Annotated in this window: 22 protein-coding genes; 6 read left to right on the forward strand and 16 right to left on the reverse strand. The window is 58.7% G+C overall.

Annotated elements, in window-relative coordinates; all coding sequences use genetic code 11:
• Window positions 1–30: 30 nt before the first annotated feature.
• The 3 genes from MAMT_RS02510 to MAMT_RS02520 are packed head-to-tail and all read right to left on the reverse strand — an operon-like array spanning window position 31 to window position 2,381.
• Window positions 31–846, reverse strand: coding sequence for an MlaD family protein (locus MAMT_RS02510; protein ID WP_142659372.1), 816 nt, complete (start codon window positions 844–846; stop codon window positions 31–33).
• Window positions 847–849: 3 nt separating this feature from the next.
• Window positions 850–1,599 carry an ABC transporter ATP-binding protein gene (locus tag MAMT_RS02515; RefSeq protein ID WP_142659389.1) on the reverse strand — a complete coding sequence of 250 codons (750 nt, stop codon included), beginning with the start codon at window positions 1,597–1,599 and terminating at the stop codon, window positions 850–852.
• The gene (locus MAMT_RS02520; RefSeq protein ID WP_142659373.1) at window positions 1,599–2,381 is read right to left on the reverse strand and encodes an MlaE family ABC transporter permease; all 783 of its coding nucleotides are present in this window, start codon (window positions 2,379–2,381) and stop codon (window positions 1,599–1,601) included. The genes MAMT_RS02515 and MAMT_RS02520 overlap by 1 nt, the downstream gene beginning before the upstream one ends.
• 212 nt (window positions 2,382–2,593) lie before the next feature.
• Between MAMT_RS02520 and MAMT_RS02525 the strand changes: the two genes are divergently transcribed.
• Window positions 2,594–3,661, forward strand: coding sequence for a UDP-N-acetylmuramate dehydrogenase (locus tag MAMT_RS02525; protein WP_178086867.1), 1,068 nt, complete (start codon window positions 2,594–2,596; stop codon window positions 3,659–3,661).
• Window positions 3,662–3,811: 150 nt separating this feature from the next.
• Here the strand turns inward: MAMT_RS02525 and MAMT_RS02530 are convergent, their stop codons facing one another.
• Genes MAMT_RS02530 through MAMT_RS02550 form a run of 5 tightly spaced genes read right to left on the reverse strand, consistent with a single transcriptional unit; the run spans window position 3,812 to window position 6,700 of the window.
• Window positions 3,812–4,174: a hypothetical protein gene (locus MAMT_RS02530; RefSeq protein WP_246186485.1), complete on the reverse strand. Its 363-nt coding sequence runs from the start codon at window positions 4,172–4,174 to the stop codon at window positions 3,812–3,814.
• Window positions 4,171–4,383 carry a hypothetical protein gene (locus tag MAMT_RS02535; protein ID WP_246186486.1) on the reverse strand — a complete coding sequence of 71 codons (213 nt, stop codon included), beginning with the start codon at window positions 4,381–4,383 and terminating at the stop codon, window positions 4,171–4,173. The genes MAMT_RS02530 and MAMT_RS02535 overlap by 4 nt, the downstream gene beginning before the upstream one ends.
• 4 nt (window positions 4,384–4,387) lie before the next feature.
• Window positions 4,388–4,528 (reverse strand): hypothetical protein, encoded by a 141-nt coding sequence (locus MAMT_RS02540; RefSeq protein WP_178086868.1) that lies wholly within the window; start codon window positions 4,526–4,528, stop codon window positions 4,388–4,390.
• Window positions 4,529–4,577: 49 nt separating this feature from the next.
• Window positions 4,578–4,796 carry a cytochrome c oxidase subunit 3 gene (locus tag MAMT_RS02545; protein ID WP_178086869.1) on the reverse strand — a complete coding sequence of 73 codons (219 nt, stop codon included), beginning with the start codon at window positions 4,794–4,796 and terminating at the stop codon, window positions 4,578–4,580.
• Between the two features lie 53 nt (window positions 4,797–4,849).
• Window positions 4,850–6,700, reverse strand: a complete 1,851-nt coding sequence (locus MAMT_RS02550; protein WP_178086871.1) for a cytochrome c oxidase subunit I — start codon at window positions 6,698–6,700, stop codon at window positions 4,850–4,852.
• Window positions 6,701–7,195: 495 nt separating this feature from the next.
• Between MAMT_RS02550 and MAMT_RS02555 the strand changes: the two genes are divergently transcribed.
• Window positions 7,196–7,645 carry an OsmC family protein gene (locus tag MAMT_RS02555; RefSeq protein WP_142659376.1) on the forward strand — a complete coding sequence of 150 codons (450 nt, stop codon included), beginning with the start codon at window positions 7,196–7,198 and terminating at the stop codon, window positions 7,643–7,645.
• 17 nt (window positions 7,646–7,662) lie between these two features.
• Here the strand turns inward: MAMT_RS02555 and MAMT_RS02560 are convergent, their stop codons facing one another.
• Window positions 7,663–7,896 carry a zinc ribbon domain-containing protein gene (locus MAMT_RS02560; RefSeq protein WP_142659377.1) on the reverse strand — a complete coding sequence of 78 codons (234 nt, stop codon included), beginning with the start codon at window positions 7,894–7,896 and terminating at the stop codon, window positions 7,663–7,665.
• 124 nt (window positions 7,897–8,020) lie between these two features.
• Here MAMT_RS02560 and MAMT_RS02565 point away from each other — a divergent pair, with 124 nt between their 5' ends.
• Entirely contained in the window at window positions 8,021–8,461 is a 441-nt protein-coding gene (locus tag MAMT_RS02565) for a P-II family nitrogen regulator (protein WP_142659378.1), read from the forward strand.
• 14 nt (window positions 8,462–8,475) lie between these two features.
• Here the strand turns inward: MAMT_RS02565 and MAMT_RS02570 are convergent, their stop codons facing one another.
• The 5 genes from MAMT_RS02570 to MAMT_RS02590 all read right to left on the reverse strand — a co-directional run bounded on the left by MAMT_RS02570 (window position 8,476) and on the right by MAMT_RS02590 (window position 16,250).
• Window positions 8,476–9,009 carry an isochorismatase family protein gene (locus MAMT_RS02570; protein ID WP_142659379.1) on the reverse strand — a complete coding sequence of 178 codons (534 nt, stop codon included), beginning with the start codon at window positions 9,007–9,009 and terminating at the stop codon, window positions 8,476–8,478.
• On the reverse strand, window positions 9,006–10,394 hold the full coding sequence (lysA, locus tag MAMT_RS02575; protein WP_142659380.1) for a diaminopimelate decarboxylase: 1,389 nt from the start codon (window positions 10,392–10,394) through the stop codon (window positions 9,006–9,008). The genes MAMT_RS02570 and lysA overlap by 4 nt, the downstream gene beginning before the upstream one ends.
• 4 nt (window positions 10,395–10,398) lie before the next feature.
• On the reverse strand, window positions 10,399–11,460 hold the full coding sequence (locus MAMT_RS02580) for a ribonucleotide-diphosphate reductase subunit beta (RefSeq protein WP_142659381.1): 1,062 nt from the start codon (window positions 11,458–11,460) through the stop codon (window positions 10,399–10,401).
• Between the two features lie 143 nt (window positions 11,461–11,603).
• On the reverse strand, window positions 11,604–14,459 hold the full coding sequence (locus MAMT_RS02585) for a ribonucleoside-diphosphate reductase subunit alpha (RefSeq protein WP_178086870.1): 2,856 nt from the start codon (window positions 14,457–14,459) through the stop codon (window positions 11,604–11,606).
• A 258-nt stretch (window positions 14,460–14,717) separates the two neighbouring features.
• Window positions 14,718–16,250, reverse strand: coding sequence for an ammonium transporter (locus tag MAMT_RS02590; RefSeq protein WP_142659382.1), 1,533 nt, complete (start codon window positions 16,248–16,250; stop codon window positions 14,718–14,720).
• A gap of 479 nt (window positions 16,251–16,729) precedes the next feature.
• Here MAMT_RS02590 and MAMT_RS02595 point away from each other — a divergent pair, with 479 nt between their 5' ends.
• A complete protein-coding gene (locus tag MAMT_RS02595) occupies window positions 16,730–17,008 on the forward strand; it encodes a DUF4242 domain-containing protein (protein ID WP_142659383.1) in 279 nt (92 codons plus the stop codon).
• Here MAMT_RS02595 and MAMT_RS02600 read toward each other — a convergent pair.
• Window positions 16,980–17,270, reverse strand: a complete 291-nt coding sequence (locus MAMT_RS02600; RefSeq protein WP_142659384.1) for a hypothetical protein — start codon at window positions 17,268–17,270, stop codon at window positions 16,980–16,982. The two genes, MAMT_RS02595 and MAMT_RS02600, sit on opposite strands and share 29 nt — an antisense overlap.
• A 679-nt stretch (window positions 17,271–17,949) precedes the next feature.
• On the opposite strand from MAMT_RS02600, the gene MAMT_RS02605 reads away from it, so the two are divergent.
• Together MAMT_RS02605 and MAMT_RS02610 are read left to right on the forward strand one after the other, a co-directional pair.
• A complete protein-coding gene (locus MAMT_RS02605; protein WP_142659385.1) occupies window positions 17,950–18,393 on the forward strand; it encodes a YbhB/YbcL family Raf kinase inhibitor-like protein in 444 nt (147 codons plus the stop codon).
• Window positions 18,390–19,724, forward strand: a complete 1,335-nt coding sequence (locus tag MAMT_RS02610; RefSeq protein ID WP_142659386.1) for a PQQ-dependent sugar dehydrogenase — start codon at window positions 18,390–18,392, stop codon at window positions 19,722–19,724. Before MAMT_RS02605 ends, MAMT_RS02610 begins: the two co-directional genes overlap by 4 nt.
• Before the next feature lie 153 nt (window positions 19,725–19,877).
• On the opposite strand, the gene MAMT_RS02615 is transcribed toward MAMT_RS02610, so the two are convergent.
• Window positions 19,878–20,762, reverse strand: an 885-nt coding sequence (locus MAMT_RS02615; RefSeq protein ID WP_142659387.1) for an outer membrane beta-barrel protein, incomplete at its 5' end; no start/stop codon positions are given.

The raw sequence follows: 20,762 nt of genomic DNA on the forward strand, positions 1-20,762 counted from the left end.
CTCCGGTACGAACTTTGTGACATAGGCAGGTCACGGGTGCTTCGGAGGAGCGGCCGCTCTCTGCAACGTTCGTTCCGCACTGACCGGACGTGCCTGCTGAGTCGTCAATGGCTTTCCGTCCTCCTGCCGAGCCGCCACATCCGAGTAAAAGAGAACCCCTTTCCGCCGCAAATTATAGATAAAGTCTCGAAGATCGCTTGCCAGCGCCGGATCATTCAAGAGGCGGGAAATCGGTCCCCGGCCGTATTGCGCTTCCTCGAGAATGCGATCCGTTCGCGCCAGCACGCTTTGGAGATCCTTGATCGTCGCCCGAATCTCGGCCGCCACGTCCGCCGTAAGAACCTCCTCATTCACCCGTCCGACCAAGGTACCGACTTCGTCGGCCACCTTACCCGCCGACTCCGCCACGGGCCGGAACTCTCCGGCCAGGTCAACGATCGTCTGCTGACGGGTTCCACGGACATGATCGCCCTCTTTGAGGAAAGGCGCCGACGACCCCCTCGGCGTGATCTCGATCGTCTTGTCGCCGAGCATGCCGACATCGACGATCTGAAAGAGAGCGTCTTTCCGGATCTTCGCATCCGCGTACAGCTTAAGCTGCACTTCCACCGCCCTCCCCTCCCGAATCGGATACGGGCTTCCGGCCACCCGGCCAACGGGGGCGCCCGCAAATTGAACGGGCGCGCCCCTCACGATCCCATAGGCATTCGGGAACTCCACGCTGATCTCATAAGTCGGCCGAAATTTTTCGCCATACCGTCCAAGCAGGACAACGAGAGCACCGAGCACGGCCAAGCCCGTGAGAAGAAAAACGCCCACCTGAAACTCCGCATGTTTCGTCGCCATAGCTCAACCCGCTCCAACGGTCGGTTCCTCGATCAACCCATGAACAAACGCCTTCACCACGGGATCTTCCGACGAGAGGAACTCCTCCGCGCAGCCCGCGTGATAAATCCGCCCCGCGTGGAGGAAAGCGACCTGCTGCGCAATCTGCTCCACGCTGCGCATGTCGTGCGTCACCACGATGGTCGTCGCCCCAAATTCCTCGTTCAAGCATCGAATCAGATCCGTGATCTCCGTAGAGCCGATCGGATCCAGTCCCGCAGTCGGCTCATCGTAGAAAATCAGCTTCGGCCGAGAAATGATCGCGCGCGCGAGCGCCACCCTCTTCCGCATCCCTCCGCTGAGTTCCGCAGGCATCTTCTTCTCATGTCCTTTGAGAAAGAGCCGCTCCAGAATGCGCGAAACTTTCTCACGGATCTCGCTTTCGGGCCTTCGCCTCTCCCGCAGCGCGAAGGCCACATTATCCTCGACGTTCATGAAGTCGAACAGGGCACCGTTCTGGAAAACCATTCCCATCTCGCGCCGAAGCGGCGCAAGCTCCCGGTCCCGCAAGGGGACCAGATTGGTCTCTCCATACCAAATTTCCCCCGAATCCGGCTTGATTAGACCCAGAATCAATCGGAGAAGGACACTCTTCCCGGCTCCGCTGCGCCCCACGACGCAAAGACGTTCCTTTGGCGCGACTTCCAGGTTTACCCCTTCCAACACCTGCTGCGTCCCGAGGGTTTTGGTCACTTCCACGAGTCGGAGCACCATCACGACGCCAAAATGAGGTTCATGAGGAAACTAAAAAAGAAGTTGGAAATCAACACGGTGATCGAAGAAAAGACCATCGCCTCCGTTGCCGCGATACCGACTCCCTCCGCGCTCAGGCGACAGCGAAGGCCTCGGTGGCAGCTGATCAGCACGATAATCGCGGCGAAAAATAGGGCTTTGATTTCACCCATCCAGATATCTTTCGCTCCCGTGAACTTCACTGTATTGTCCCAATAGAAGGTCGGGTCCACGCCCAGCAGCAGAGTGGAAACGAGGTAGCCCAACAAGATGCCCGTTCCGCTCGTCAATGCGACCAGGAAGGGCATGGAGACCAACAGGCCCAGGAACCGCGGCACGATCAAATATTGGGTTGGGTCGACCGCGAGGGCGCGCAGTGCGTCGATCTGCTCGGTGACCCGCATCGTGGAGAGTTCGGCCGCCATCGCGGAGCCCACCCGGCCGGAAATCATGAGGGCACAAAGCACTGGCCCCAACTCCCGAAGCATGGAAATCGCAACAACCGGGCCCGTGGCCGAGGACATCCCGAACTTTCCGAATCGGAACTGCGTCTGAGCCGCGAAGACCGCTCCGGTAAAGGCTCCAGTGATCAGAACGACTCCCTGGGAGCGCATTCCAATTCGAATAATCTGATCTAAAAAAAGTTCCCAACGGAGTCGGTAGCGGAAGATGCTGTAGACGACATCCGCAAATAAAAAGTAGATGGCGCCGGCGGCTTCCAGCAGCCCGCTCCATCCGCTTACGAAATGCCGAAGCAACTTCACGCCGATCTGATTTTAGAGGCACAGGGAGAATCCACGACGCCCGGAGCCGACAGCCCTCATAAAAACCAATGGCTCCGCCAACAAGCAAACCTTTTCAGCAATGGGGCCCCCTCCGCCAATCCCGCAGCGGCCATCCGTCGGATGCAGTCGATTTTCACCAGGCTCTCCCCCCAAAAGAATACGGATGCCGCCGGGCGGCTTTTCTGCTATCGATGCATGATCCCATGCGGATTCAGAAGAATGTTCCGCTCGCTCCGTTGACGACACTCGGCGTCGGAGGGGATGCCCGTTACTTTGTGGAGGCCAGAACGGAAGCGGAAACGCACGAGGCGCTCTGCTGGGCTTTGGAGCGCAACCTCCCTCTCTTCGTCCTTGGAGGCGGAAGCAACGTCGTGATCGCGGATCGGGGATTTCCCGGTCTTGTCCTCCGGATGGCGATCGGCGGCGCGGCAGGCGGACGGGAGAACGGAAATCGCCTCTTTTGGGTAGGCGCGGGCGAGCCGTGGGACCCCTTCGTCTTGCGAACCGTCGCCGAGGGCATGGCCGACCTGGTGCTCTTAAGCGGAATCCCCGGAACGGTCGGAGGCACCCCGATCCAAAACGTCGGAGCCTATGGAGCGGAAGTGGCGACCTCCATCCGGACGGTCCGCGTCCTGGATCGGCGCGACGGCCGTGTCGTGGAGCTTCCCGCCGCAGCCTGTTCTTTCGGCTACCGCAGGAGCATTTTCAATACAGAGGAGAAAGGGCGCTATCTGGTTCTAGCCGTCTGCTATTCCCTTTTGGAAGAGGGGAACCCCGAGTTCCGCCACCCCGATCTCCGCTCCTTCTTTTCCAAGAAAGATGCTCCGCCTTCTCTCAAGGAGATTCGCGAGGCGGTTTTGCAGATTCGCCGATCGAAGGCGATGGTCATGGCCGCAGACGAGGAGGACGCCCGGAGCGTCGGTTCCTTCTTCAAAAACCCCATTCTCGAATCCGCTGCTTTTGCGGAGTTGCAGAGTCGGGCGGAAAAGCGGGGACTAACCCCTCCCTCCTATCCCACAAGCGATGGGAAGCAAAAAGTCCCGGCAGCCTGGCTCGTGGAAAACGCGGGATTTCCAAAAGGCTTTCATCGAGCAGCCGTCGGCATCTCAAGGCGGCATGCGCTGGCGATCGTCAACCGAGGAGGAGCGACGGCGGCGGACGTCATCGCCTTCATGGGAGAAATCCAGGATGCCGTCGAGACGCTCTTTGCCGTCCGAATCGAGCCGGAACCCGTTTTCGTCGGCTTCGAAAGCGGATAGCCTGCATATCTCACAAGGTTGCCGCGGATCCAGCGGCTTTTTCGATGCAAAAGCCTCGCTAGGACAGCATTTCCATTCAGGAACCAGCGGGATAAGAGATTGCGGCCTGCGAGCTTCGTTTGCCAGTTCTCTCGCAGAAATCCAATAGATTCATCTTCCGTCTTCTCCAGCCCTCTTTCCGTGCCCTGGGATGATTCGTATTGCCCTATCGATATCGCGCTTCTCGGCGGCATCGACTTTTTCTTCATCCGCCTCTTCGAGGAACTCCGCGTAGGCCGGCGGGGGCTTCCGAGACCGCCGATAGAGCGTCCCGATCAGCAGCGCCACTCCTCCCAGCGGAATCAACGCGGTCGCCACCAGCGTCCAAGCTGCAGCGTCTCCGGGCTCATGCCCAAGCGCAGGGACATTCAGCGCCGACCAATAGAAGGCATGCCCAATCGCGAGGAACCCAAGCACCCCGAGGAAGAGGAGACCTCCGCCCACGGACAGGAGCTTGTTGATTCGCGATTTCATTCGATGAGTCCCAATCGGCGAGTCTTTCGCAGGAACCAAGCCCCGTAAACGATTACCAAGAGCGCGGCCGCAAAAGAGCCCCCGCCCAACCAGAAAAGCAATCCCCCTTGATGATCGTAGTAACCTTTCAGCAACCAACCTCCCAGCCCGAGAAAAAGACAGGTAACGACGGTCACGAAGACGAGATGAAACTGTCGCAACGACATCATCAACCTACTTTACGGAGCTGAGTTGATCCATATAGCACCAGAGGAACGCCACAAGTAACACCACCATCGAATCAAGCGCAATGCCCACGAGGTAATGGACGGTCTTCTTTTCCGAAAAAAAGTACATCAGGATTCCCAAGGCCACGATCGCCTGCGTTCCGGCGACGAGTAGCCCGATCCCGATGTTTCCTCCGTCAAAAGCGGCCCGAGAGATCCATGCGATTGGCCAGATGCTCCGCGTTGGTTCGGTAGAGCTTGGCACCCAGCCTCCAGAAGAAGCCGAGCACCAACGATCCTTCCAGGATATGGAGGCCATGAAGCCCCGTCATCGTAAAATAGGTCGCGAGGTAGATGCTGTACCGCGGCGTGAAATTCGACCACCATTGGATATCCCTCTTTGGGATTTCTAGCACCTTTTCCTCGCCCGCAACTGGGCAGAGGAAAACCATCTCTTGATCGTTTTCCCTTATGCAGAGGACAGTTTTGGTTCCGCGACTCTGCTTTCCTCCCGCTCCCACTGCGGCAGAAAATCACGAGAGGCTCCAGGAACGCTATATTCGTAGGCATCACGATAGACCTCCACGGGATGGAGGAAGTTCCCGTGTCCCGGAGGAGTGGGGGTGGCCCACTCAAGAGTAGTCGCTTGCCACGGATTATCCGATTCGACCTTCTTGCCTCGCCATATGCTCCAAAAGAAATTGATGATAAATGGAATCTGTCCAATCGCAAGAATCCAGGCCGAGATGGACATCACATGGTTGAGCCAGAGCACGGGCTGCGCCATCTGCCAACCGGCTCCTCCATCGAACCAGCGACGATGCACTCCGGTGTACCCTTGGATGAGCATGGGGAAGAAGATCCCGTTGAAGAAGATGATCGTCATCCAGAAATGCACCTTTCCCCAAAACTCGTTCAGCATCCGCCCGGTTGCCTTGGGGAACCAGTAGTACATCCCGGCAAAAAGCCCCATGAGCGCGGCTGGGGCCATCATGTAGTGGAAGTGGCCGATCACATAGTAGGTGTCATGGAGCACCATGTCCGAAGCGGTATACCCGAGTGGCAGGCCGGTCAGGCCGCCGATTCCGAACATCGGCAGCCAGGCAAGGGCGAAGAGCATGGGAACCGAAAAGCGGATCGATCCCCCCCACAAAGAAAGAAGGAGTACCGTTCCCAGAATAATCGACGGAATCGAAATCATTATGGTGAAAACCTGAAAGAAGATGCTGACGCTCTGTCCCATGCCGGTCATGTACATGTGATGGGCCCAGACAAGCAGCGAAATGAAGCCGATCGCGAGCATCGAGTAGACGAACGTCTTGTAGCTCCACAAGGGCTTCCGCGTGTTGTTCGCGAACACCTCACCCACGATCCCCATGGACGGCAGAATCGTCACATAGACCTCGGGATGACCGAGAAACCAGAAAAGATGCTGCCAGAGTAGGGCCGAGCCGCCTCCGCTCGCCGGCCAGGGGCGGCCTCCGACGACAAGACCGTCAGGCGAGAAGAAACTGGTTCCGAAAAGCCGGTCCATCAGCTGCATGATCGCGGCCGATTCGAGCGGCGGAAAGGCTAGGAGCAAGAGAAAAGCCGTGACCAGCTCCGCCCAGACAAAGACGGGCAGTCGCATCCACCCTAGGCCGGGGGCACGAAGCTGAATGATCGTGGCAATGATATTGATCGAGCCGAGAAGTGATCCGGTAATGTTGAAGACCATGCCGATCAGCCAAAGAGTCTGCCCGTTGAGAATCGGTTCGAAGCCCATTCCCGTGTCGGCGATATCGGCCAGGGGAGGATAGGAGGTCCAACCCGACTTCGCCGCTCCGCCGGGAACCAGGAAGCCCACGAGCATGATCACCACACCCACGAAGAAGCTCCAAAAGCTCGCCATGTTGAGGCGGGGAAAGGCCATGTCCGGCGCGCCAAGCTGCAAGGGGACGATGAAGTTGCCGAAGCCGGCGAAGAGCGCGGGAACGACCGCCATGAAGATCATCATCGTTCCATGCATGGCGCCGAAGGAGTTGTAGAGATTCGGGGTCATCACGCCACCGGGAGCCATGTTGGCGCCGAAGACCGCGGTCAAGAGCGGACCAATCACCGGCACGGGCTTCCCAGGGTAGGAGAGCTGCCAGCGCATCACCACCATCAGACCAAAGGCGAAGAGGGTGACGAACAAGGCGGTGATCATATACTGGATGCCGATCACCTTGTGATCGGTGGAAAACACATATCGCCTCCACCACGAAAGTTCGATCTGGTGCTCGTGATGGCCAGACTCCCGCGTGGTGACCGTGCTTCCGACGCCTTGCGACCCTCCCATCGGATTTCCGTGCTCGTTCTTTTCCTGCGGCATCTCGGCTCCTTTCTTAAGGGTGTTTAGTGTTTAGACCGCTACATCCTCCCCTTCCCACCTTACGGAACAATCAACCCCATCTCTTATGAACGCAAGCAGGGCGAAAGGTAAAAAGGCCGCAAAAGCGCACAGCAAAGAGCGCCTTTCCCTGGTATAAGCGAGCTAACAAGACGCAATCTGCCCTTTGGGGGTAAGCAGCAAAAAGCAGCGACTTTGTACGATCAACTTGAGCCGCTCCACCCGCTGTACGGCGCTCCATCTAATCCCACTGGTCCCGATCGTTGAGCGCGTTCAAGAGAACTGGCAATCGAAGCTCGCAGGCCGCAATCTTCGTGTCTAGCCATTCTTTCCCTCCCTGACGCAGAATCGCTTATCCGTTCATAAAAAAAGCCGCTGACCGTGAATCAGCGAGGCAACGGATCCAGCTTGTAATCGTCACAGGGATGAGGTAGTCGGTTTCTCATGCACCCTCTTCCCCACCGCTACGACGTGGTCGCGCGGGGAGGCCCTACCGGCAATCTGTCGGTCGAGGCGGCGAATCTTCCGTCCTTGGCTGTGACAGCTCCGGCTCAGTTCGGCGGACCCGGCAACGTCTGGTCTCCTGAGGATCTGCTGGTAGCTTCAGTGGCGAGCTGCTTCATCCTCACTTTTGACACTCTTGCCGAACTCTCTCACTTGCCGTGGATCGAGATCGTCTGCCCGACCGAAGCCACCCTCGAAATGGCCGATGGGAAGCGACGCTTTACGCGCTTCTTTTTGCGCCCTACCCTGAAGCTGCCCAAAGGAGCCAACCCCCAAAAGGCCGAGCATCTCTTGCATCAAGCGGAGGAGCGGTGCCTGATCACCGCATCGCTCTCGAGCAGCGTCAACCTCTCCGCTTCCATCGAATTTGCAGACGGGCCGACCCGCTAAAAGCGGGCCGACGTCCCTCATCCGTGGCAGCCGCAGCCGCCATGTCCGCAACCACACGAGCTGGGCGGAGGGGCTGAAACTCCCTTTCGAGCCGTCTGAATCCCGACGCCTGCCGAGATGATGCGGCGCAGCGGCTCTCCATTTTCGGGATGATGGGTGAGAGCCGGTGCCCCCATCGGCTGCCGGATCTCGTAGACCTTCGGCTCATCGCCCTTTTCAGTAGGAACTGTTTCGTAAAGATAGGTAATCATACAGACCAACTCCAATGCCAATAGTCTGCCGCAAAACGGTCGGCGCCGCAAGTCGACGATCCGGCCAAGCCGGCTCTTTTTCGATCCTCGAAGGTGGCACACAAGCTGCTTGTTTGAAGGAAGCATGCGGGATCAGCTTGCGGCACCGGACCCGGTCCTTTCCTTCGGACTTTTCCAGAAAGTCGAAGCGGTCATTCCGCGTTTTTGTCTCGGCGACCTCCGTGAAGCGCTGGCCAGCCGCGGCATACACCATGCCCTGATCAGCCGCGTGAAGGGATTGGAAAAGGCGACGGCGGGGGCGGAACGCTATTTCGGTAATGACTATCTCCCGGAGTTCTTGCCTCGAACGAAGATCGAACTGATCCTCCCGGTCGAGATCGTGCCCGCAGCAGTAAAAACGATTCTCCGGAAAGCGCGCATCCACGAGGCACAGGACCGGATTTTGCTGAGTCCCATCCTGCGTGTGATTTCGATCAACCCGCCCCACGAAGCGTTGAGAGAGAAGGCGGCTTCCTCCGAGGAACAGGCTGGGAAACGCGCGAAGACCGCACAAGCCCTAGCCTGAACGTCTGAGACACGCTAAGATAAAGGAGGAAGCAGTTGATCCAAGATCGGCTCCGCCGCTTCCGCCCCTAGTTCGCAAGCCGCCGCTTCCACGGTCGTTACCACGATGCGGTCTTGCCGCATCTCCTCTAAAGCGACTTCATGATCGACGGCGTTGCGGGAGCCAACGGCGTCGGCCAACAGATAAACCGCACGCCCCCTCTCCCGAAGATCATAGACCGTCTGCCGAACGGCTGCATGGGTCTCCATTCCCGCGATGAGCAGATACTGTGGCAGTTCTTTGGGCAACACCGCTCCCGCCGAGAGGGAATTTCGGGCATACCGTCCCGCCTCATCTCCGGCACTACGGAGAAGCGATGAAGAAATGGGTCCAAGTTTCTGCGGAGCCAGTTCTGTGAAATGAACCGGAAGCGAAAAGAGTCTTCCGATTTCCAGAAGACGGTCGATCTTCGAAAGAATCGCCCCGGCACCGGCCACGGCTGCGGCCAGCCGTTCTTGAACGTCCACAACAACAATAGCGGCCTTTCGGCCATCGATCCGCCAACTCATGGCTTCTCCTTCCGACCCGCTTGGTCTCGTGTTAAACTCTCGTTCTCTCCCGCTTGGCCGCTCGCTCCGTCGGCTCTTCCCGAGAGCCCGGGAGCAATTTCTCCTTCGTCGATCCCTTCTCCCCGCACCAGATCCTCATAGCTCTCCCGAAGGCGGATGAGGCGGTGATTCGCCCCGTCGACCAGGACCTCGGCAGGTCTCGGTCGTGAGTTATACTGAGAGGCCATCGAGAAGCCATAGGCGCCGGTACTGAAAATCGCCAGCAAATCTCCCGATTCTACCGGAGCCATCCGCCGCGAGGCGGCGAAGCAGTCGCCCGACTCACAGACGGGACCGACGACGTCCGCTTCCACCCATTCCCCGCTTCGGCGGGCAACAGGCACGATTTGATGAAACGATCCATAAAGGGCCGGCCGGACGAGATCGTTCATCCCCGCGTCGACGATCACAAATTTCTTCTGCGGTCGATTCTTCCGATAGAGGACCCTTGTAAGAAGAATTCCCGCATTTCCGACGAGCAGCCGTCCCGGCTCCACGATAATGCGAAGCTTGAGCGGCCCGAGCAAGGGAAGCAGCCGCTCTGCATAGTGCGCTGGCGTCGCCCATTGAGCCTTGCTCTCCCACCAGCCGGGGTCACCGCTCTGTAAAGCCTCTTCATAGGCGATCCCCAGCCCACCTCCAATGTCGAAGAACTCTGCGCCGAACCGATCGCGCGCGATCTCGACCAAAGGAATCACTCGACGGACGGCTTCTTCGAAGGGCTCCACGTCACGAATCTGCGAGCCGATATGGAACTGAATGCCACGCAGGGACACGTGCGAGAAGTGCGGAAGCTGCCGATAAAGACCTTCGATCTCCTCCGGAGAGATGCCGAACTTGCTCTCCGCCACGCCCGTCTTCACCTTGGCGTGGGTTCTCGCGCCGACATCGGGATTTACGCGAAGAGCCACCGGCGCTCGTTTCCCCAAGCGAGCAGCCACGCGGTCGATGACCTCCAACTCCTCCCGGCTTTCCACCACGAAGCTGTAAATGCCGGCTTCCAAGGCTTCCTTGATCTCCTGGGCCGTCTTGCCCACACCGGCGAACGTCGATCGGGCAGGATCGCCGCCCGCACGGAGAATTCGATAGAGCTCCCCGCCGCTCACCAGATCGAAGCCGGAGCCACGGGAGGCAAGCAGGCGAAGCAGAGCCAAGTTGGAATTTGCTTTTACCGCATAGCAGATCAGCGGGTTCAACGCTCGAAGAGAGGAGAGCAGCCGTTCGTAATGATCGACGATCGTGCCGGCCGAATAGACATACAACGGGGTTCCATACCTTTCGGCCAAGCCGGCGGCATCGGTCTCTTCGACAAAAAGGGCCTCCCCTTGGTAGCGAAAGCGGTGCATTAGCCTACCACTGAAGAAGCGCCCCGTGCTGGTATTCGGTCACGCGCGTCTCGAAGAAGTTCTTCTCCTTCAGGAGATCCATGGTTTCGCTCATCCAAGGAAAAGGATTGCGCGATCCGTACCGCGCTTTCAAGCCGATCCGCTCCAATCTCCGATCGCCCACGTACTGAACGTAATCCCGAAAAACATCTGCGTTCAATCCGAGAATTCCCTTCGGCAAGCAGTCCTGCGCATAGAGGAATTCCATCTCCACGGCCTCTGCGATCATTGCGCTGATCTCCTCTTGAAACGCCGGTGTCCAAGCGCCGGGGTTCTCCTCCTTGATGCCGTTGATCAGGTCGATGCCAAAGTTCAAATGGATCGTCTCGTCCCGAAGAATGTACTGAAACTGCTCGCCGATTCCGGTCATCCGATTCTGTCGGTGGAACGAGAGGATCATAACGAAACCGCTGTAGAAGAAGATCCCCTCCATGATGACATAGAAGCCGACCAGATTTTTGAGAAACTGTTGAATGCCGGCCTCTGTCTCCGTCGTGAATCCTTCTCGAAGAATATCCGCAGTCAAGGTCATCTCAAAGGCATCCTTGCTCCGGATCGAGTTGACCTCATGATACATGTTGAATACTTCACGCTCATCAAGACCCAAGCTCTCGACGATGTACAAAAAGGCATGCGTATGCACCGCTTCCTCGAAAGCCTGGCGCAAGAGGTATTGTCGAGCCTCGGGATTCGTGATGTGCTTAAAGATCGCAAGCACGATATTGTTGCCAACAAGACTCTCCCCGGTGGCAAAGAATCCGAGATTCCTCAGAATGACCCGGCGCTCTCCGGGGCTCAGGGTGTCGGATTTCCAAAGCTCGATATCTCTTTGCATCGGAACTTCGGAGGGAAGCCAGTTGTTCGCGCACCCGTTGAGGTAATGTTCCCATGCCCACTTATACTTCAAGGGCATAAGCTGATTCACGTCCACGGTCCGGCAGTTGATCAGCCGCTTGTCTTCCGCGTTGATCCTCTTGGTGAGGTCGTGGCGTTGGAATCCGGTCTCCGAGCTGTTACAACAAGACATGGTCTCTCCTTTGCTCTGTTTTTCTCTGTGGATTTAGCCTGCGTTTCTCACAAGCGTTCTCCTGCAGCTTACAAATCGACGAGGAGTCCCGTTGCGCGTTCCCTCGACTTGACGCTGCCGCCCGCGCCCGCTTTGCTCGCCGGTCACTGGCAGCTCTCGCATTCCGGGTTGTCCAGAGAGCAGCTCCGTCCATTCTGCTCCTCCGGCCGATCGACGTGCACACGGGAGGAGGGACTGACGCTTTTCATCCAGCGTGGCTGCAGGCCTCTCGCGTTGATATCCAAGGTCGATTTCTCGACGGAAGTTGCCGCCACGGCTCGCAAGTAGTAGGTCGTTTTGAGCCCCTTCCGCCAAGCCAAGAAATACATATCGGAGAGCTTCTTCCCATTCGGTTCCGCAAGATAGAGATTGAGCGATTGCGCCATGTCGATCCACTTCTGTCTTCGACTCGCAGACTCGATCAGCCACCTCGGATCGACCTCGAAAGCGCTGAGGTATCGCTCCCTGATCTCCTGAGGAATCCGTTCAATGGAAAAAACCGAGCCGTCGTAGAACTTGAGATCGTCCACCATCTCCTGATCCCAGAGGCCGGCCTGCCTCAAATCCTCTACCAGGTAGCTGTTGATCGTCGTAAAGTCGCCCGACAGATTCGATTTTACGAACAGATTTTTGTAGGTCGGTTCGATCGATGGGGAGACCCCGCTGATGTTCGAGATCGTGGCGGTAGGGGCAATGGCCAGCAGATTGCTGTTCCGGAGTCCGTGCTTCCGAATCGCCTTTCGAACCTCCTCCCAGTCTTTCCGGATCGTTCGGTCCACATCGAGATTCCCGCCGCGCTCCTCCTCCAGCAAGGAGAGCGTGTCGATCGGTAAGAGACCTCGATCCCATTTGGAACCGGGGAAGGTAGAGTAGGCGCCTCGCTCTCTTGCCAGGTCGGCCGAGGCAAGAAGCGCATGGTAGGCGATGATCTCCATCGTCCGGTCCGCAAATTCCACCGCCTCCGCGCTTGCGTAGGATATCTTCAAACGGTAGAGCGCGTCTTGGAAGCCCATCAGCCCGAGGCCGACCGGACGATGGCGCAGATTGGCGTTTTTTGCCGCCGGCGTCGGGTAGAAATTAATATCAATCACGTTGTCCAGCATGCGGACAGCGACCCGGATCGTCTCCGCCAGCTCTTCCTCATCGATTGCTCCGTCCTTCACGTGGGCGGCAAGATTAATGGAGCCCAAGTTACAGACCGCAGTCTCGTCGGAAGACGTATTTAACGTGATTTCGGTGCAGAGGTTGGAGTTGTGAATGACGCCGACATGATCTTGAGGAGACCGGAGATTGGATGGATCCTTGAAGGTAATCCAGGGATGGCCGGTCTCGAAAAGCATCGTCAGCATCTTTCGCCAAAGGGTCGATGCTGCCACGCGCCGGAAATTCCGAATCTCCCCCCGGTCCGCCTTCTCCTCGTATTCGCAATAACGTCGCTCGAACGCCTTACCGTAAAGATCGTGGAGATCCGGCACGTCGCTCGGGCTGAAAAGTGTCCAATTTCCTCCTTCCATGACCCGCTTCATAAACAGGTCGGGAATCCAGTTGGCCGTATTCATGTCGGGAGTCCGCCGCCGCTCGTCTCCCGTGTTTCTGCGGAGTTCCAGGAAATCCTCGATGTCGAGGTGCCAAGTCTCCAGGTAGGCGCAGACGGCTCCTTTCCGCTTCCCCCCTTGGTTGACGGCAACGGCGGTGTCATTCGCCACTTTCAAAAAGGGGATGACCCCTTGACTCCGACCGTTCGTCCCCCGGATCAAAGAGCCGGTAGCCCGGACGCTGGTCCAGTCGTTTCCCAAGCCGCCGGCCCACTTGGAAAGCCGAGCGTTGTCGGAGATCACCTGGAAGATTCCGTCAAGATCATCTGAAACGGTGAGCAGATAGCAGGAGGAGAGCTGAGGATGCAGGGTTCCCGAATTAAAAAGAGTCGGTGTCGAGGAGAGAAACGAAAAGGACGAGAGCCGTTCATAAAACTCGATCGCATGAGCCTCGCGGTTCTCTCTCTCCGCCAGCGCTAATCCCATCGCCACACGCATCCAAAAATATTGAGGCGTTTCGATTCTTCTCTCCTCGTGATGAAGCAGATAACGATCGTAGACGGTCTGAAGCCCCATGTACGTGAAGTCGCGATCCCTCTCCATTCGGAGGGATCCTGCCAATCTTTCGAGATCGTAGCTCAGCAGCTCGGGCGAGAGCCGGCCGACATCCACCCCGTGTCGAATGGAAATCGGGAAGAAGTTCCGATGTACAGCCTGGAGCTCCTCTCGACCACGCATCTCGGGCAGTGTCTCCCGATAGAGCTTTGCCAGAAGAATCCGCGCTGCGACATAGGTGTATGCGGGCTCCTCCTCCACCCGCGAACGGGCGGCGAGAATCATCGCCTGGTCGATTTCATCCTCGCTGACCCCATCATAGAGGCTCCGCAGGGTCTCTTCAGCCAATCGCTTCCATGAGCACCTCTCCTCGAGACCCCGGCAGGCCTCCTCGAGTTCCCGCCCAAGCCCTTCCGGATCCAAAGGAACCCGCTCCCCGCATCGAAGGACGAAAGACAACGGGGATGCTACCGATTGCGTCGCTGCCCGCAAAGTCCGAGCCCGGCGTCGCTCCGCCCGGTAAAGGATGTAGCGGCGGGCCACCGAGTGGTATCCCTCTTCCATGAGAGCGGTTTCCACCCAGTCTTGAATCCGCTCGACTTCGAGTGCCTCTCCGGCAACTGCTGCGTTGACAGCGCGCCCCACCACTGCCCGCGTGACCTCCACGACCGCCGACTTCAGTTCTTCCGCAACGGCCTGTTCCGGAGGCACCCCGTGCTCAGCTCGAAAGGCACGTTCCACCGCCCAGGAGATCCGCTTCGGTTCGAACGCAGCAACCATCCCATTCCGCTTCTGAACCGTAAATGTCCTGGCAGACAGCGGCTCTATGCCGGCCAACTCCAACTGTCGAGCATCTTCCAGCGAAATCATGGCCCTCTCCTGTGGTTCTAGATATTGTGCGCGTGGTCAGACCAACCACAATTTATTGTACAATTGAGCCGACTCCCCCCCGATCCCGTCAATCTCTTTCGCAACGATTCCACGCGCTTCAGGGTTGAAAATATATACGCCTGTATTACGCTAAAGGCCTTCCTTCGACAAGTTCGATCTTATGGCCGGCGTACACAAAGGGAAAGGCCGCCGGGTTCGACCAGCGGCCTTTCCTCCGACATGCTCTGGCGAATTGGGCTACACGGCGTAGCCTTCTTCTCCATGCTGAGCCGTGTCCAGCCCCTGAGTTTCCACCTCGGCCGGCACGCGTAAGGTGACGAAGAGGCGGACCAGCGAGGCCAAGACCACGGTCATGCCGACCGCCAGCCCGATCGTGATGGCGATGGCCTCGAGCTGCGCCCAGTAGAGCGTATGGTGGCTCACCAGGGCGGCCAGCCCGTTCTTTCCTGCCACCGCCTCGTTGCTCAGATTTCCGTTGACCTTCGCCGTGGCGAATACACCTGTCAGCAGCGCTCCCAGCGTCCCCCCCACCCCGTGCACGCCAAAGGCGTCGAGTGCATCATCATACCCCAAGGTCTTCTTCAGCTTGGAGCATGCCCAGTAGGGGACAACCGCCGCCAAGACCCCAATGAGAACGGCTCCCGTCGAATCGACGAATCCACAAGCTGGCGTAATGCAGACCAAGCCTGCAACGGCACCCGTGCTATACCCCAGCACACTTGGCTTTCCTTTCAGGGCGTATTCGAGCATCCCCCAGACAAAGGAGGCGACGGCGGTCGCCAGTGTCGTCGTGGTAAACGCATTGGCCGCGATTCCATCTGCCGCCCCAGCGCTTCCCGCGTTGAAACCGTACCAACCGATCCAGAGCATTGCCGCCCCGACCATGCAAAGGACCATGCTATGCGGCAGGATCGGCTCCTTGCCGTACCCGATCCTTCTACCGAGCAAAAGACAGAGGATCAAGCCCGACCAGCCGGACGACATATGAACTACGGTCCCTCCCGCAAAATCGATCGCCGGGATTCGAGCCGCTGGGTTAAAGACCCCGTTCATGAGCCCCGTAGCCCCCCAGACCATGTGCGCGAGTGGAAAATAGACACAGAGCATCCAGAGGCCGATGAAGAGCAGCAGGGCACCGTAATTCATCCTTTCCGCAATCGCGCCGAGAATCAGAGCCGGAGTGATGATGGCAAACATGAGCTGGAACATGCAGTAGACGCTCTGCGAAACCCAAAATGCGTAGGATGTGTTCGGAGCAGCGTCCACTCCCTTGAGGAAAAAGAAGTCGGTGCCACCCAAAAACGGCCCCAGAGGCCCTGTGCCGAAATTCGTGCCGAACACGAGGCTGTAACCTACGGCCCACCAGAGAATCGTAACGAGCCCGGCGATGCCAAGGCACTGGGCGAGAACCGAGAGGACGTTGCGCGAGCGCACAAGGCCGCCGTAGAAGAGTGCAAGACCGGGAAGGGTCATGAAAAGCACCAACGCCGAGGAGGTCATTAACCAGGCGTTGTGGCCCGGTCCCGCGACACCGCTCACTTTGCTTCCGGAAGGATCCCCGTTCAGGATATAGGCTTCCAGCCCGGCAACCCGCTTGTCGACACTGGGTTCGTCCGCTGCCAAAAAGAGCGTCCCCCCCAAGCACTGCAGACCGAGCGCATTGCATTCTCTGGTGACCATCGTTGCTTTTGCTTCGGACTGGAGAAAAGCGCCCGCAGCCAGACAGACAACGAGCATGCGCAACCAACGTTCCAATCGATTTACAACCATTCTGATTCTCCTTTGCTTGTGGCAGCTACGCTTTGGCCAACGTGATCTCGGTCCCCGGACCGCACCCGCATTCGCTGGTCTGATTTCACGGATGGGGGGAAGTTCGGAAGCGAATCCACGGAATGACCGGCTCTCGCCCGATGAGAGAGATGGCTTCCCCTGCGCCACGGCAAAGGTATGTTTTCCTCCTTTCCATCCTCCCCACCCCGAATCGATCATCCGCTTTCCTCCTGCGGATCAATTGAAAGCAATCAGCGTGCCAGAAGAGATGCGATTTTCGACGGGATCGCGCGGGAAAGAACCAGCCGGCCGAGACGCCCGATTGAACAGGAAGGAAGAGCCTCCCTTGCCCTTGGGCGTGTTTTGAACAAAGCGCTTGCTAGGCAAGGGCGAAGTAACCTATGCTCAACCGTCGAACCCCCTTGTCAAGGGGGTAAAGACAAACCTTGTCAGAGGACTAAGCCGGAGGACTGAAAAGTATGCCACGCTATCTCATCGAACGAGAGATTCCTGGAGCCGGTAAGCTCACCCCTCGGGAACTCGCCGGAATTTCGGCAAAGTCTTGCTCGATTTTGGATGCGATGGGACCCCAAATCCAGTGGCTGCACAGCTACGTCACCGACGATAAAATCTATTGCGTCTACCTTGCTCCCAACGAACAGGCGGTTCGCGAGCATGCCCAGAAAGGCGGCTTTCCCGCCAATCGCATCTCGGAGATTCGGGATCTGATCAGCCCTTATTCCGCGCGCTCGGCTTAGGTGACTTGTGCCGAACCGAGGTCTGCCGCGTCTTGGTGTCCTTCGCGCCATGCGCGATTTGACGTGAAGGCGTGGCCTTGTTGACCGCCACCGGCGAAACCCGCACCTTGCCCTTCGGAATCGGCTCTTCTTCCCGCTTGGCCCCCATCACGGGCAGAATCGTAAGCCGAACTCCCTTCGTGGTATTCATCACGTGCGCCGAGGCAAAAGACGCCGGGATAACGATCAGGAAGGCAAGTGCCGCTGCTGCCAACTTTCTCATCTGCTCCCTCTAGGGCATTGTGCGCGGGGGCCGGGAAGAAGGCAAACGGGAATTACGACAAAGATCGCGCTAGCGATTTTGAGTCAAATCCCGCTCTAGAAACAGCCGCGACGGGATCGAAGTCGGCCGTTTGGATAAGGACTTGAAGAGAATTACTTGCGAGAGGTTACGGAATCGGTCTCGGTTTGGCGCCGATCGCCTTTTTTCCATCGGCTCCCTGCCACGGATCGAACCTTTACCCTCCCCTTCGGGGCAGCCACTTTGGCTATGTCCGCGGGTTTGTGTTTATCCTTCCCTCCATCGCGGGCCAGGGCCTGATCGGCGGACGCCGTTTTGGGGCCATCCGATGGGGACTGGTGGAGGATCGAAAGCCGCAGCCCTTTCGAGGTCTGGAGGACCCCCGCTAAAAGAGCAGGAGAGCAGGCAAGACTCAGGAGAAGAACTGCTATGGCAGCGGACCGCATCTGGTTCCTTCGGCCGAAGGATGGCAGACTATCTTACCGGATGGGAGGAGCGCAAGAATCAATCTGCTGCTTCTCCGCCGAGGACGGATTCTCGTTCGCATGGTCGCCCATTGCCTTCCCGATCCTTTTGCTTCAAGATTGCTCGCGCGATGTCCTCTCGGCGCCTCATCGCCCTCTCTTCACTGCTCTGTTTCGCTCCGTTCTGTACCTCCGCCATGAAAATCCTCTCTCCTTCCTTTTCCAATGGCCAGCCCTTGCCTCGCGAGTGCGGTTATCACTACGCCAACCGGAATCCGGAGCTTCTCTTCTCCGAAGTGCCTGCCCGTGCGCGCTCGCTGGCCCTGATCATGGATGATCCTGACGCCCCTAGTGGCACCTTCGTTCACTGGGTTGTCTGGAATCTTCCGCCGGCTACCGCAAAGCTCCTTCCCGGCAAGTTGCCGCCGGAAGCCTGCAAGGGCCGCAACCAGTTCGGAGATGACGGCTACGACGGGCCGGCACCCCCCAGTGGGGTCCACCGCTACTTCTTTCGACTGTTTGCCCTGGACACTCTGCTCACCTTGCCCACCGGCACAGGCCGTAAGGAGTTGGAAAAGGCAATGGCAGGACATGTGGTTGACGAGGCTGCGTTAATGGGCACCTACTCGTCGCACCGATGAGACTGGGCCGCCCGCTCCCCTCCCGGAGAATCGATCTCGTGATGAAGAGGCGTTTTCACTCCTGGAGTACGGCGTCCCGCTTCATCCTGGCCGCTTGGCTTGCGACGGGAGCGTTCCTCCGCACCTGGGCCGGACAAATCTTTTCGGAGCCTTTCACGCCGACGCCGATTGCGATTCACCTCACCGATCTTCCCAAGCCCTTCGCCACGCCGAGCGTCAGCTACGAGCCCCCGGTCGTTCCTCCTCCTGGGCGCCCTTCTCTCCGCCTGCCTGCGGGCTTCCAGATATCCGTATTTGCGCGCGATCTGGAGGAGCCGAGATGGCTGGCACTCACTCCCGAAGGAGGGATCCTCGTCGTCGAGTCCTCCGCCGGCCGGATCCGCTTGTTCGAAGGGCTGCGAGAGGATGGCAGCGCGGAACGCGGCTCGGTTTTCGCTACCCCGGAAAATGGACTCCATCTCCCTTTTGGCATGGTCTTTTCCGAAGGTCGCTTTTTCGTTGCGAACACCGATTCGATCCTCAGCTTTTCCTATCAGCGGGGTCAGCGCCGCCTCGGAGGCAAAGGCGAGCGGATCGCTTCGTTGCCGGGCGGAGGACATTGGACCCGCACCCTGGCGCTCTCTCCGGACGCTCGCTGGCTCTACGTTACCATCGGCTCTCGCAGCAATGCCGACGAGGAGCCCGCCCCGCGGGCTTCCATCGTGCGAATTCCTCTGTCAAAAGGGAAAGCCGAATCCTTCGCATCCGGTCTCCGCAACCCGGTAGGTCTGGCCTTCGAGCCCAAGACCGGCGTCCTCTACACCGTCGTCAACGAACGAGACCGGCTCGGCGACGACCTCGTGCCCGACTACTTCACGCATGTCCGGCAAGGTGCGTTCTATGGTTGGCCCTACGCCTACCTCTCCCCTCACTTCTTCGATCCGAGACTTCTCATCCACCACCACGTTCAAAAGCCCAATCTCGTCGACACCACTCGCACCCCGGACGTGCTCTTCCAATCGCACTCGGCACCGCTCGGGTTGGCCTTTCCCTCGGGCAAGCCTCTCTTCCCGGAGCGTTATCTTCACGGCGCGTTCGTCGCTTTTCATGGCTCTTGGAATCGGAGCGAACCGACCGGCTACAAGATCGTCTTTGTCCCCTTTGGCGACGACCAGCGCCCACAAGGTTTCTATGAAGACTTCCTGACCGGCTTCCTCAGCGAGAGGGAGCATCCCACGACGTGGGGTCGCCCCGTCGGCCTTCTCTTCCTGCCGGATGGCAGCCTGCTTTTTGCCGATGACGCCAACGGAATTCTCTACCGCGTGACCTACGAAGAAGATTCCGACGGCTGACGGAGGCAAGCTTCGGACGTCTCCCGATTGCTTTTCTTGGAGTCGCTGGCTACCCGGAGGAGAGATCCGCAGGGAGCAACAAAGAGAACCAAGATCGCGCGAACGCGCCTCGAACCCTGGTCGGTCGCCTTGCCGGCTTATCTCGCAGGCAGGCTAAAAATTGAAACGCAACCCCGCGATCGCAATATTGTAATACTCGGGATACTTGATCAGCATCGTGTTGCCGCTTGTCATCAAGTAGGAAAACTGCGTCTCCTTAATATAAAGGATCTTGTACTCGGCAAAGAGGCTCCAGTGCTCGCTGAGATTGTATTGAAGCCCGACCAGCCCCTGGCCCGCAAAGGCTCCCTGGGCATAGCTGCCGGTGGCGAGCAGATCCGCGCCGCTGGGACCAACGAAGCTCGTTCCGGACGAGGCCAGATAGGCACCGCCGATTCCGCCGCCGATGTAGGGGACAAGCCCGATCGGAGTCACAAATTTCGCCACCCCGTCGACGAGGAACAGCCCCATGTTGAGATTCGATCCGAACTGGTTGGTAGAAATGCCGGGCTTTCCTGCCACCCCTCCTGTCAGACTCCCGCTCTCCGTCGCTTGTCCCAGGTAGAACGCCTCGAACTGGGCCGCGGGCTGCAACCAGTAACTCTTGGCAGAGTCGAGCGCGATGCTCCGAAAGTTATAGCCGACCTGGATGCCCCCGACCGCTGCCGTCCCGACCGCCGCGCGTCCCCCGGCAGAGAAGAGCGGGGGCGAATCGAGCGCGCCGACTCCATTACTCATGCCGAAGGCGGCACCTCCAAAGATTCCGAAGTAGAGCCCGGTCTTGGGCCCGAGCGCTTCCTTCGCCGACGGAGCCAGAGCCTCCTTCACTCCCTGTTCCCCGGCGGGCTCGTTGCTCCCCGTCGGGGCCGAAGCTTCCGGCGCGGAGGTTACCGCGGCCGGAGCAGCATTCGCTGGCGCTTCCGCAGCGGCGGGCTCCGCCGTGCCGGCGGGAGCGGCCTGCTCGGAAGGAGGCGGGGCGCTTTCGGCGGCATCGGCGGC

This window comes from Methylacidimicrobium tartarophylax (genome assembly GCF_902143375.2).
GTDB classification, from domain to species: domain Bacteria; phylum Verrucomicrobiota; class Verrucomicrobiia; order Methylacidiphilales; family Methylacidiphilaceae; genus Methylacidimicrobium; species Methylacidimicrobium tartarophylax.